Here is a 12,234-nt window from a genome sequence, read left to right as displayed (position 1 = left end):
TCCCGGCCGCGCGCCGGTCCTCACAGGGCGGGTACGCCGAGGCGGTCGAGCAGCCGGCGGCGCAGCGCGCCGAAGGCCGGATCGTCGGGGGAGCGGGTGGGCCCGAGGTCAACCGGCAGTTCCTCGGCGATGACACCGGCTTCCAGGACGAGCAGGCGGTCGGCGAGCAGCAGTGCCTCCTCCACGTCGTGCGTGACCAACAGCGCGGCGAAGCCGTGTTCGGCCCGCAGCCGGCGCAGCAGGCCCTGCATCCGCAGCCGGGTGAGCGCGTCGAGCGCGCCGAACGGCTCGTCGAGCAGCAGCAGGTCCGGCTCGCGGACCAGCGCCCGCGCGACCGCCACCCGCTGCGCCTGCCCGCCGGAGAGTTCGGCGGGCCAGGCCCGGTGCCGCTCGGCGAGGCCGACCTCGGCCAGCGCCCGGGCGACCCGCTCGGCCACGTCCGGACCGCTCAGACCGAGCGCGACGTTGTCCGCCACCCGTTTCCATGGCAGCAGACGGTGTTCCTGGAACACCACCGCCGCCTGGCCGCGCAACGTGATCTCGCCGGTGGCCTCGTCGTCGAGGCCGGCGAGCACCCGCAGCAGGGTGCTCTTGCCGGAGCCGCTGCCGCCGAGCAGGGCGACCACTTCCCCCGGTGCGATGCGCAGATCCACGCCGGTCAGCACCGTGGTGGCACCGAACCGGCGGCGTACGCCGGTCGCGGTGAGCAGTGGCCCGGTCAGCTGGCTCGAAGTCCGCGACGCCATGTCAGCGTCCTCCTCTCCACGATCCGGATCGCGACGTCGGACAGCAGGCCGAGCAGGGCGTACACGAGCAGGCCGAGGACCACCACGTCGGTCTGACTGAATTCACGGGCCTCCATCATCAGGAAGCCGATGCCGGTCTGGGCGTTGACCTGCTCGCCGACCACGAGGCTGAGCCAGGCCGCGCCGATGGCCAGCCGCAGGCCGAGGAAGAGCGCGGGCAGCGCGCCCGGCAGCACCACGTGTCGCAGCCGGGCGAGCGCTCCCAGCCCGCAGGTGCGGGCCGCCTCGACCAGCCGTTCGTCGATGTCCCGGATGCCGGCGTAGGTGTTGAAGTAGAGCGGAAAGAACGCGCCCAGGGCGACCAGACTGATCTTCAGCGACTCGCCGATGCCGACCCAGATGATCAGCAGCGGCACCAACCCGAGGTGGGGCAGCATCCGGGCCATCTGCACCGGCGGGTCGACCAGGTCGTCGCCGATGCGCAGCAGTCCGGCGAGCGCGCCGAGCAGGACGGCGAGTCCGCCGCCGATGAGCAACCCGACGCCGGCCCGGGTGAGCGAGTCGAGCAGGTGGGTCAGCAGGGTGCCGTCGCGGGTCAGTCGCCAACCGGTGGCCAGCACCGCGCTGGGTGCGGGCAGCTTCTCCGCGGCCAGCACCCCGGACCGGGCCGCCAGTTCCCACCCGAGGACCAGCAGCAGCGGGGTGGTCGACCGACGCCAGGCCAGGCCGCGTCCGGGCCGTGCGGGCCCGCCCGGTGCGGCGGGCGGGGCGGTGACAGGTGCGGGCCGTACGGCGGTCGCCCGGGTCACTCGAACACCTCGCTGAATCGCCCGTCGATCCGGGCCCGGATGTCCACGGTGCCGGGGATCAGGTCGAGGGTGGTGAACCCGTCGGCAATGGCCTGCAACTCGTCGCCGACGGCCGGGGTGACCGGTGCCAGCGCGCGGGCGCTGCGGGCCAGCGCCCGGCTGGTGACGTCCTCGGGGATCTTCAGTTCCGGGGCGAGCACCGCGGCGCGTTCGGTGGGGTTGGCGATACCCCAGTCGGTGACCGTGCGGTAGGTGCGCAGGAACGCCTCGATCTGCGGGGACTTGTTCGTCAACGCGTCCGGGTGGGCCAGCACGTACTCGCGGTTGCTGGCCAGGCCGGTGGCGTCGGCGACGATCCGTACCCCGGGTCGTTCGGCGAGGGCGAAGTAGGGGTCCCAGATGATCCAGGCGTCGACCTGCCCGTTGTCGAAGGCGGGCCGGGCCTCGGCGGGCTTGAGGTACTTGACGTTGATGTCCGACAACGTCAGGTTGTTGGCCTCCAGCAGGCGGACCAGCAGCCAGTGCACGTTGGAGCCCTTGTTGAGCGCCACCGTACGGCCCTTGAGGTCGGCGAAGGTGCGCAGGCCGGAGTCCTCCTTGACGAGTACGGCCTCGCCCTGCGGGACCGGTTCCGAGGTCCCGATGATCTGGAACGGGATCCGGCCGGCGGCGGCGAAGATCGGCGGTGCCTCTCCGGTCTGGCCGATGTCGATGGAGCCGGCCTTGAGCGCCTCGGTCAGCGCCGGTCCGCTCTCGAACAGCGACCACTCGGCGTCCGGCGCTTCACCTCGGGCCTTGACCAGGCTCAGCCCGCCGAAACGCTGGTAGCCGATGCGCAGTCGGGGCGTGTCGTCGCTGCCGGCCGGATCGTCGGCGCAGCCGGTCAGCGCCCCGACGGCGACCAGGGTGAGCACCGTCAGGGCGGCGGTGACGACGCGGGAACGGCGCGGGGCAGGGGTACGCATGAGCACTCCTCGACGGCGAAAAGGGGTCCCGTGGACATCGATGAGGTCCAGCGGCGACAGCAGCCTACTAACTCGATAGGTTTTATGGGTAGTCTGTTCGCGTGGTCGTTCCCGAGCGCGTCGAGGACGGCCGGTCGGAGCAGCCAACCCGCGCCCGGAGGATCGAGCCATGTTGACCTTCCACTGGTTCCTGCCCACGTACGGCGACAGCCGGGACATCGTGGGCGGCGGTCACGGCGTGCCGGTGGGCAGAGCCGGCGGCTCCCGTCCGCCGACCGTCGCCTATCTGGGCCAGATCGCCCGTACGGCCGAGCAGTTGGGCTTCGTCGGCGCCCTCACGCCCACCGGCGCCTGGTGCGAGGACGCCTGGCTGAGCACCGCCATGCTGACCGAGGTCACCGAGCGGCTGAAGTTCCTGGTGGCCTTCCGCCCGGGCCTGCTCTCACCGACCCTGGCGGCGCAGATGGGCGCCACCTTCCAGCGCCTCTCCGGTGGGCGGCTGCTGGTCAACGTGGTCACCGGTGGCGAGGCCCACGAGCAGCGCGCCTACGGCGACTTCCTGGACAAGGACGCCCGGTACGCCCGTACCGACGAGTTCCTGACGGTGGTGCGGGCGCTGTGGGGCGGTGCGACGGTCGACCACGACGGACCGTACGTCCGGGTCGAACGGGCGCGACTGGCCCGGCTGCCCGACCCGGTGCCGCCGGTCTACTTCGGAGGATCGTCGGCCGCTGCCGGTCCGGTCGCCGCCCGGCACAGCGACGTCTACCTCACCTGGGGTGAGCCGCCCGCGCAGGTGGCCGCGAAGCTCGACTGGATCCGAGGGCTGGCCGCCGAAGCCGGACGCGACGTCCGGTTCGGCATCCGGCTGCACGTCATCGCCCGCGACACCAGCGAGGACGCGTGGGCGCAGGCCCGCCGGCTGCTCGACGGCATCGCCGACGCCGACATCCGGGCCGCCCAGGAAGGGCTGCGTCGCAGCGAGTCGGAGGGGCAGCGCCGGATGCTCGACCTGCACGGCGGGTCCCGCGACGGCCTGGAGGTCTCGCCGAACCTCTGGGCCGGCGTCGGGCTGGTCCGCGGCGGCGCGGGCACCGCCCTGGTGGGCAGCCACACCGAGGTGGCCGACCGGATCGCCGAGTACCACGCCCTCGGCATCGACGAGTTCGTCCTGTCCGGACAGCCGCATCTGGAGGAGGCGTACTGGTTCGGCGAGGGAGTGCTGCCGGTGCTGGGTGAGCGTGGCCTGTGGCGGCACCCGGCCCGACCGGCGGTGAGCGTGCCCGAACCCACCGGCATCCCGTTCGCCACCCCACCGGTGCCGGCGGGGCGCGGCTAGGGAGTCGTCACGCGGAACCGGGCGGGTCAGCCGGCGTGGCGGGCGAAGAAGTCGGCAAGCACCTCGGTGTGCGTGGAGAAGGCCAACTCGGTCGGCCGGGTCAGCACCAACCATTCGGTGGCCTCCGCCGTGGGCGCCGAGGCGGGCAGCTCCTCGATCGGGCGCGCCGGCAGTTCACCGAAGACGAGCAGGGTGCCGCCCGCCGGCGCGTTCTGCACCGCGACGAGGTCGACCTGGTCCGGGTCGGCGACCAGCCCGGTCTCCTCCCGCAGTTCGCGCACCAGCGCCTGCGCCCACCGCTCGCCGTACTCGATGAAGCCGCCGGGTAGGGCGAGCAGCCCACGGGCGGGCTCGATGGCACGCCGCACGGCCACCACACCGATACCGTCCGGGGTGAGCACCGGCAGCAGTGCCACCGCGACGGGCAGCGGATTGCGCCACACCGTCTGACCGCAGTTCGCGCAGAGCCGGGGCCAACCGGCCTCCGCGGGATATGCCGTGCCGCAGTACGAGCAGTGCGAGTGGGCTACTCCGGTCATGTCGATGCACGTTACGCCCCGCCCGCCCGTGGTCGCCGGCCCGGGTCGGGGTCGACCGTCCAGTGTGGTCAGGTGGTGATGCGGGCGTTGCCGATCGCGTCCATCCGCCCCCACCGTCCGGGGATGTCGAGCAACTCGATCCGGCCGAAACGCTGCGGGATGGCGGGGTGGACCACCAGGTGTTCGCCGTACGGTTCGAGGCCGAGCAGGGTGCGCAGCAGCAGGAAGGTCGAGCCGGTCGCGGAGGCCTGCGGGCTGTTCGCCGCCGGATACGGCACGGGATAGCGGGTCAGAGCCCGTTCGTAGCCGGCGAACGACTCCGGCATCCGCCCGCCGAAGTGCTGGGCGGCGTCGATGACGCCCTCGGCGATGATCCCGGCCTCGGCGACGAAGCCGTACCGGCGCAGCCCGGCGGCGATCAACGCGTTGTCGAACGGCCACACCGTGCCCAGGTGATAGCCGAGCGGGTTGTACCTGGCCTGTCCGGTGCCCAGCGTCCGCACTCCCCAGCCGGAGAACATCTGGGGCCCGAGCAGGTGTCGGGCCACCGCCGGGGCCCGGGACTCGTCGACGATGCCACTCCACAGCAGGTGGCCCATGTTCGAGGCGAGGGCGTCGACGTGGTCGCCGTCCGGGCCGAGCGCCAGCGCGAAGTACTCGCCCTGCTCGATCCAGAAGTCCCGGTTGAACCGCTGCTTGAGCTCCTCGGCCTGCCGTTCCAGGCGGTCGGCGTACGCCGGGTCACCCCAGAACTCACGGGCCAGCCGGGCCCCGCGACGTCGGGCGTCGTACGCGTAACCCTGCAGTTCGCAGGTGGCGCGGGGCAGTCCCGGCAGCCGGCCGTCGCGGTAGCAGATCGCCTCCGGCGAGTCCTTCCAGCAGTGGTTCATGGCACCGCTGTTCTCGTTGCGCCGCCGGTACCAGAGGTAGCCGTCGCCGCGGATGTCGCCGTACTCGTCGATCCAGTGCAGGGCCGCGCGGGCGGCCTCCTCCAGGTCGCGGACCAGTTGGCCGTCGCCGGTCCACCGCTCGTACTCGTCGAGCAGTACGACGAACAGCGGCGTGACGTCCGCGCCGCCGAAGTACGGGGACTGGGGTCGCTCCTCGAAGGCCGCCAACTCCCCGTACCGGAACTCGTTGAGGATCTTCCCGGGTTCCTCGTCCCGGAAGTCGTCGAGCACCGTGCCCTGGTCCAGGGCGAGCAGCCGGAGCGTGGTGGCGGCCGTGCGGGGGACGAAGGGCAGGGTCTGGTAGCAGGTGAGGATGGCGTCGCGGCCCACGATGGTGGCCGACCAGGGCAGGCCGGCGGTGAGCATCGTCTCGTGCGGCATCGCGAGCGGGGCGAATCGCAGGCCGGCCAGGTCGGTCAGGCCGCGTCGATAGGTCGTGGTCAGCGGTTGCCAGTCACAGTGCAGTCGGGGCGCGTCGGCCAGCCACCGGCTCAGGTCGTGGCGCAACTGGGTGCCGACCTGGCCGTGCGTGTGCCCCAACTGTTCGCGTACGTCGGCACCGTCCGGGCGGAGGACCAGGCTCCGGACGGTCAGGGTCGTGCTCCACCGCCCCTGTCGGTCGACCTGTATCCGGTAGGTCATCCCCTGGTTGTCGACAGCTGCCGGTTCGGTGGTCGAGACCTCGGTGGCGCGGTGGAACCGTTCCCGCCGGTAGCCGAGCCGCAACCGGTCCTCGGACACCTCCCGATATCCGCGCAACCGCGTCGCCCGCGGCCAGACCACGTTGTAGATCGGCGCGAAGTCGCTGTCGATGTCGATGCGTAACACGTACTCGGCCGGCTCGCAGGTGTGGTTGAGCACGGTGAGGCGTTCGGTGAAGCTGCTGTCGGAGATCCACCGGTCCCGGATGATCGAGACCTTCGCGTCGACGTAGTGCGTCGGGTTGCCGGGGACCAGGAACAAGCGGATCTCGTAGTAGCTCGGCTCGTGGATCGCCAGCGGGTGCAACTGCTCGCCGTCGAGGGTCAGCCGCCAGGTGGACAGGAAGCGGGTGTCGAAGACGAAGAACCCGCTCGGGCTGGGCGGGTCGAAGGTCATGTCCCCGTTGTCCTCGCTGAGCGCGAAGATGTTGCCGTCGAGGATGCGTACCATCCGCTTCATGCGGGTTCCCGATCGTCCGCCGACGGCAGCATCGCCGCGACCCGCGGATGGCGGGCCCCCTTCGGCGGGGCGAAGAGGCGCTCCAACATGATCACGAAACGGAACTCGCCGTCCGCGGTGAAGTCGTTGCGCAGCCAGGCGGACAAGGGCTTGATCTCCCCGTGCGCCATCCGGAGGAACAACGTCTCGTCGGCGCCGATCACCGTGTCGGCTTCCACCGCGCCGCCCTGGGACACGGTGATCCGGCCCTGGTCGATGGTGACCAGCCAGTGATCCACTCCGCGGGGGTGGGCGAGATCGAAGCGCACGCTGCCGGAGACCTTCCGGAGCATCCGACCACCGCTGTGGGTGAGGTCGTCGAAAAACGCCCGAACCGACTCCGACATCGCACCAACTCCAAGGGTCCCGTCCGGCGACGATCGGCAGCGAAGGACCGAATCCGCGCGAACGGTCGGTCGGGTGGAGCGCAGACCCCGCCGCTGTTTGTCACTTTAGCGGCTTTGATCCTGGTACGAGCCCTCCTCGGCCGGGCCGTCGGCTCCGGCGGCCAGGTCCTCGATATTGCCGTTGGTTTGCCCTGCGAATGCGTCTATGGTGGTTCGATGTACCCCGTCGCGCTGATGAACCGCGTCGCCGTCGTCACGGCGACGCCGGTGCTGGCTGCGGCGGTTCGCACGGTCTGGGTTTCCGGGCAGGTTGGTCACGGCCAGCCGAGCCCCGCAGGCCGGAGCCCTCCGGGAATCGTCCAACCCACCGGACGACCAAGGGCGAAGCCAAAGGCTTCGGCCCTTTTCTATTTTCCAGGAGAGGGATCCGACATGAGCACCGACACGTTCGACCAGAAGTGGCTGACCGACCTCAGGACGACGTTGACGCACGAGTTCGAAGCGCAGACCGCGCGGCTGACCGAGTTGACCGCTGACACCGGCGACCCGGCCGAGGCACACACCAACGCCGCGTTGATCGCCGCCACCCGCCAGAGCCTGGCCCAGATCACCGACGCGCTGCGACGGATGAGCAGCGGAAGCTACGGCGACTGCGAGAAGTGTGGCACGGCCATCCCGCGTGAGCGCTTGGAGATCCTGCCGCAGGCCCGCTTCTGCGTGCCCTGCCAGCAGAAGCAGAACGGCTGACCCGGCACGGGCTGCCGGACCGGATCACCGGTGCGGCAGCCCGCCGTCGCCAGTTGCGGTGCCCTCCGCCCGGGTGGGGTCGGTCGGGCCCGAGATCAGTGGGGCGGTGACCGTGGCGGTCATGCCATCGCTGCGGTGGGTGAGGGTCAACGCTCCGGTCAGCTGATGAGCCAACCAGAGCCCGCGACCGCCCGGGGTGTCGGTGGCCGGCCGTTGCACGGTCAGGCCGAGCCCGCCGGGCCCGTGGTCGCTCACCTCGCAGACCAGGCGGTCGGGGTACCGGAGCAGTTCGAGACGGCCCCGGCCGCCCCCGTGCAGCACGGCGTTGGTGACCAGTTCGTGGACGGCCAGGACGAGATCCTCGGCCGCGTCGCCGCGCAGACCGGCGGCGGCGATCCGCGCGGCGAGCAGGTGTCGCAGCGCGGTCACCGTCTGCCCGGTGAACGACAGCGAGAGTAATGAGTCGACCTCGTCACCGCCGGATGAGGCGCCGTCCGGGCCGCTGGCATCCGGTCGGTCGAGGTTGCTCATGCTGGCAGATTACGTCGTCCGGCGACATCCGCACCCGTTGCCCGACGGCAAGCTCCTGCGAGCGGACGGTTCGGCGACGCTTCGCGGCCCGATGCGCCGGTCGGGTGCGGCGGGCGTCGCGGTGGCCGCCGTGCCCTGGTCGTGCTTTGCTCTGCTTCAATCCGTTGCCACGCTCCGCCACCACAGTCGGATGCGGCGTGGCCGGACCGCGCCCGTAGTGGCCAGGGGCGCGACGAGCATGACAAGGAGATCCGGACATGGCTGACTTCGTCGGCGCCGTCGACCAGGGCACCACCAGCACCCGCTTCATGATCTTCGACCATGGCGGCAACGAGGTGGGTCGCCACCAGCTGGAACACCAGCAGATCCTGCCGCGGGCCGGCTGGGTGGAGCACAACCCGCTGGAGATCTGGGAACGGACCCAGACGGTGGTGCGTACCGCGTTGAACACGCACAGCCTGGCCGCCTCCGACCTGGTCGCGCTCGGCGTGACGAACCAGCGGGAGACCACGGTGGTGTGGAACCGGCGCACCGGCCGGCCGTACTACAACGCCATCGTCTGGCAGGACACCCGTACCGACCGGATCGCCGCGGCCCTGGACCGCGACGGTCGCGGTGAGATCATCCGGCGCAAGGCCGGGCTGCCACCGGCGACCTACTTCTCCGGCGGGAAGATCCAGTGGATCCTGGAGAACGTCGACGGGGTGCGGGCCGCCGCCGAACGCGGCGAGGCGATCTTCGGCAACACCGACACCTGGCTGCTGTGGCATCTCACCGGCGGCACCGACGGCGGTGTGCACCTCACCGACCCCACGAACGCCAGCCGCACCATGTTGATGAACCTGGAGACCCTCGACTGGGACGACGAGCTGCTGTCGTTCTTCGACATCCCCCGCGCGATGCTGCCCCGGATCGTCGCGTCGTCGGACCCACACGCCTACGGCACCACCGCGTCGGGCGGTCCGTTCGCCGGCACGGTCCGGATCACCGGCGACCTGGGTGATCAGCAGGCCGCCACCGTCGGGCAGGTCTGCTTCGCGCCGGGCGAGGCCAAGAACACCTACGGTACGGGCAACTTCATGCTGCTCAACACCGGTACGGAGATCGTCCGCTCGGAGTCGGGACTGCTCACCACCGTCTGCTACCAGTTCGCCGGCGAACAGCCGGTGTACGCGCTGGAGGGCAGCATCGCCGTCACCGGTTCCGCCGTGCAGTGGCTGCGCGATCAGTTGAAGATCATCAGGACCGCCGCGCAGAGCGAGGACCTCGCCCGGCAGGTCGACGACAACGGCGGGGTCTACTTCGTACCGGCCTTCTCCGGCCTGTTCGCCCCGCACTGGCGCGCCGACGCCCGAGGGGCCATCGTCGGGCTGTCCCGCTACAACACCGACGCCCACCTCGCCCGGGCCGCGCTGGAGGCGATCTGCTACCAGAGCCGGGACGTGGCCGAGGCCATGGCGCAGGACTCCGGGGTGGCCGTGGAGTGTCTCAAGGTCGACGGTGGGGTCACCGTGAACGAGTTGTGCATGCAGTTGCAGGCGGACATCCTCGGTGTGCCGGTCAGCCGGCCGGTGGTCGCCGAGACGACGGCGCTGGGCGCCGCGTACGCCGCCGGGCTGGCCGTCGGCTTCTGGAAGGACACCGACGAGTTGCGGGACAACTGGAACGAGAGCCGCCGGTGGCACCCGTCCTGGTCGGCGCAGCAACGCGCGGCCGGGTACGCGGGCTGGCAGAAGGCGGTCGGGCGCACGCTCGACTGGGTGGACGTGGAGTGACCTCACCTCCCGGTGCCGGTCGCCGGCGGGGCGCGCCCACTGACGGGCCGTTGCCGGGCATATCCGGCCGATGTGGCTTAACATCCCCGATGTCGGGCACGGGGGCCAGGCGTGGAGAGGGGCAGCCATGCGGGTCACGCGCGCGATCGTGGCGATCGTCGTCGTACTGTCGGCCGGGGTGTTGGCGGGATCGGCGAACGCGGCCGCGTCGTCACCGTTCACCGTGGTCAACGGATCCATCCAGCCGGCCACCGGGACACCGGAGCCGGCGTCGGGCACCCATGCCACCCTGTGGCGCAACACCAGCTACGCGCTGACCACAGTGCAGGGCGCAGGGACGCTGGTGGTGGGCGCGATCGGCGACCACTGCGAGGGGTGGCCCACGATCCGGGTGAGCGTGGGCGGCACCCCGGTCGGCGAGGTGGACGTGGTCAGCGCCACCGACTACGGCGCCTACCAGGTCGGCGCGCCGCTGCCCGCGGGGCAGCACACCGTCCGGATCGACCTGGTCAACGACCGCTACACCGGCGCGTGCGACCGTAACGTCCACCTGGCGTACGTCCGGACCGAGGCGACGCCGCCGACCGACACCAGGTTCAGCTTCGCGGTCGTCCCCGACACCCAGGAGGAGGTGCTGGACGCTGCGGACAACCGGTTTCGGCAGCGGATCGACTGGCTGGTGGCGCAGCGCAACGCGCTGGATCTGCGCTTCGTCACGCACTCCGGGGATGTGATCAACTACGACACCTCGGACCACGTCCAGTACGTGCGGGCGAGCAACGCGCTGCGCCCGCTGGAGCAGGCCGGGGTGCCGTACACGTTGGCCATCGGCAACCACGACGGGCAGGTCTTCGGCCCGGACGGCAAGCCACGCAGCCCGGCCGGGCCGCTGCTGCGCGACACCGCCGTGTTCAACAGGTACTTCACCGCCGCGCGTTTCGGGTCGGTGCAGGGCCAGTTCGAGGCGGGCAAGGTCGACAACGCGTACGCCACCTACACGGCCGGGGGAGTGCACTGGCTGGTGCTGACCCTGGAGTTGTGGCCCCGGCGGGCGGCGGTCACCTGGGCGCAGCAGGTGGTCGCCGCGCACCCGCGCCACAACGTCGTCCTGGTCACCCACCACTACCTGGAAAGCGACGCGAGCATCGGGCAGAGCGCCGGATTCGGTGCCAGCAGCCCGCAGTACGTCTTCGACAACCTGGTGCGGCGCTATCCCAACATCCGGTTCGTCTTCTCCGGGCACACCGGCACGGCGGCGTCGCGGGTGGACACCGGTGTGAACGGCAACCGGATCTACTCGTTCCTCCAGACCTTCCACTCCAAGCGGACCAATCCGGTCCGGCTGGTCGAGATCGACACGGCGGCGGACTCGCTGCGCACCTGGATCTACGCGCCGCACACCACCGAGAACTTCCCGGCGCACGAGCGCCGGTACACCGGTCTCGGTCTGGTGCGCTGATCCCGCGACCCGCGTCGCAAAACTATCTCGATACTGTCTCGTTATTGTCCGACGAATTGAGATGCCGGTAGAGGGTCGCCCGGGACACGCCGCAGGCGGCGGCGATCTCGTCGATGGAATGCGTACCTGCCGCATGCATCCGGCGGGCCGCCAGCAGCTGCTCCGGGCCCATCGAGCGGGGTCGGCCGGGCCGCCGCCGGCCCACCGCCCGGACCGCCGGCTCGTCGTCGTCGCCCCGGGAATCGGCGGCGGCGGGTTCGTCGGCGAGCAGACGGCGTACGTTGTCGAGCATGTCCGCGCGCAGCACCGGCGCGGGCACCTCCATGAGGAACACCACCGGGTCGCTGCACATCGCGATCGCCTGCACCGCGCGGACCCGGTCCCGTCGGCTCGGGTCGGGGCCGGCGAGGATCTGGTTGGCCCGCATCGCGATGCGCAGCAGCCGCTGGTAGGTGCTGCCCTGATCGACAAGCGCGAGGTCGTGCAGGAGCAGACCGAGACGGCCGCGGTGTTCCAGCATGGTGTCCACCCAGCCCTCCAGCAGCGTCCACCTCGCCGGCCCGGGCGGCAGCGACTCGGCGGCGTCGACAAGCCTCTCCAGGTCGCCGACCATCGGTTCGGCCAGGGCGGTGAGCAGGTGCCCCTTGCTGGGAAAGTGGTAGAGGATCGCGGCCTTGGTCAGCCCGAGCCGTTCGGCGATGCGGCGCAACGAGGTGCGCTGGTAGCCGTGCACGGTGAACAGGTCGAACGCGGCGCGCAGGATCCTCTCGCGGGTGCCGTCGGTCTCCGCCAAGGTCATGCCGTCGAGGGTAGCCGCTCCTGACCGG

General features: G+C 71.1%; 13 protein-coding genes. 4 read left to right on the top strand and 9 right to left on the bottom strand.

Annotation, left to right across the window (positions count from 1 at the left end; translation table 11 throughout):
* Nucleotides 1-20 precede the first annotated feature (20 nt).
* From VAB18032_RS17870 to VAB18032_RS17860, 3 genes are read right to left on the bottom strand one after another with little or no spacing between them, the layout of a single operon-like run.
* Nucleotides 21-746: an ABC transporter ATP-binding protein gene (locus tag VAB18032_RS17870; RefSeq protein WP_013734282.1), complete on the bottom strand. Its 726-nt coding sequence runs from the start codon at nt 744-746 to the stop codon at nt 21-23.
* A complete protein-coding gene (locus VAB18032_RS17865) occupies nt 719-1,555 on the bottom strand; it encodes an ABC transporter permease subunit (protein ID WP_013734281.1) in 837 nt (278 codons plus the stop codon). Before VAB18032_RS17865 ends, VAB18032_RS17870 begins: the two co-directional genes overlap by 28 nt.
* Nucleotides 1,552-2,520, bottom strand: a complete 969-nt coding sequence (locus tag VAB18032_RS17860) for an aliphatic sulfonate ABC transporter substrate-binding protein (protein WP_013734280.1) — start codon at nt 2,518-2,520, stop codon at nt 1,552-1,554. The genes VAB18032_RS17865 and VAB18032_RS17860 overlap by 4 nt, the downstream gene beginning before the upstream one ends.
* Nucleotides 2,521-2,689: 169 nt before the next feature.
* Between VAB18032_RS17860 and VAB18032_RS17855 the strand changes: the two genes are divergently transcribed.
* Complete coding sequence (locus VAB18032_RS17855) at nt 2,690-3,859, top strand: LLM class flavin-dependent oxidoreductase (RefSeq protein WP_013734279.1); 1,170 nt, start codon at nt 2,690-2,692, stop codon at nt 3,857-3,859.
* A gap of 26 nt (nt 3,860-3,885) precedes the next feature.
* Here the strand turns inward: VAB18032_RS17855 and VAB18032_RS17850 are convergent, their stop codons facing one another.
* From VAB18032_RS17850 to VAB18032_RS31830, 4 genes are all read right to left on the bottom strand, one after another.
* A complete protein-coding gene (locus tag VAB18032_RS17850; protein ID WP_043721148.1) occupies nt 3,886-4,398 on the bottom strand; it encodes an NUDIX domain-containing protein in 513 nt (170 codons plus the stop codon).
* A 68-nt stretch (nt 4,399-4,466) separates the two neighbouring features.
* Nucleotides 4,467-6,509, bottom strand: a complete 2,043-nt coding sequence (locus VAB18032_RS17845; protein WP_013734277.1) for an amylo-alpha-1,6-glucosidase — start codon at nt 6,507-6,509, stop codon at nt 4,467-4,469.
* Nucleotides 6,506-6,895, bottom strand: coding sequence for an SCP2 sterol-binding domain-containing protein (locus VAB18032_RS17840; protein ID WP_013734276.1), 390 nt, complete (start codon nt 6,893-6,895; stop codon nt 6,506-6,508). The genes VAB18032_RS17845 and VAB18032_RS17840 overlap by 4 nt, the downstream gene beginning before the upstream one ends.
* A gap of 105 nt (nt 6,896-7,000) precedes the next feature.
* On the bottom strand, nt 7,001-7,213 hold the full coding sequence (locus VAB18032_RS31830) for a hypothetical protein (protein ID WP_126710831.1): 213 nt from the start codon (nt 7,211-7,213) through the stop codon (nt 7,001-7,003).
* Nucleotides 7,214-7,327: 114 nt separating this feature from the next.
* Here VAB18032_RS31830 and VAB18032_RS17835 point away from each other — a divergent pair, with 114 nt between their 5' ends.
* A complete protein-coding gene (locus VAB18032_RS17835) occupies nt 7,328-7,642 on the top strand; it encodes a TraR/DksA family transcriptional regulator (protein WP_013734275.1) in 315 nt (104 codons plus the stop codon).
* A gap of 24 nt (nt 7,643-7,666) precedes the next feature.
* Here the strand turns inward: VAB18032_RS17835 and VAB18032_RS17830 are convergent, their stop codons facing one another.
* Nucleotides 7,667-8,173: an ATP-binding protein gene (locus tag VAB18032_RS17830; protein ID WP_013734274.1), complete on the bottom strand. Its 507-nt coding sequence runs from the start codon at nt 8,171-8,173 to the stop codon at nt 7,667-7,669.
* Nucleotides 8,174-8,430: 257 nt separating this feature from the next.
* Between VAB18032_RS17830 and glpK the strand changes: the two genes are divergently transcribed.
* Both glpK and VAB18032_RS17820 read left to right on the top strand, forming a co-directional pair.
* On the top strand, nt 8,431-9,948 hold the full coding sequence (gene glpK / locus VAB18032_RS17825) for a glycerol kinase GlpK (RefSeq protein ID WP_013734273.1): 1,518 nt from the start codon (nt 8,431-8,433) through the stop codon (nt 9,946-9,948).
* Between the two features lie 127 nt (nt 9,949-10,075).
* Entirely contained in the window at nt 10,076-11,407 is a 1,332-nt protein-coding gene (locus VAB18032_RS17820) for a carbohydrate-binding domain-containing protein (protein WP_013734272.1), read from the top strand.
* A gap of 22 nt (nt 11,408-11,429) precedes the next feature.
* Here the strand turns inward: VAB18032_RS17820 and VAB18032_RS17815 are convergent, their stop codons facing one another.
* Nucleotides 11,430-12,206, bottom strand: a complete 777-nt coding sequence (locus tag VAB18032_RS17815; protein WP_013734271.1) for a TetR family transcriptional regulator — start codon at nt 12,204-12,206, stop codon at nt 11,430-11,432.
* Nucleotides 12,207-12,234: the final 28 nt, after the last annotated feature.

Origin of the sequence: Micromonospora maris AB-18-032 (assembly GCF_000204155.1) — a bacterium.
Lineage (GTDB): Bacteria > Actinomycetota > Actinomycetes > Mycobacteriales > Micromonosporaceae > Micromonospora > Micromonospora gifhornensis.
Note: the sequence above shows the minus strand (reverse complement) of the source record. Positions and strands in the feature narration are given on the sequence as shown.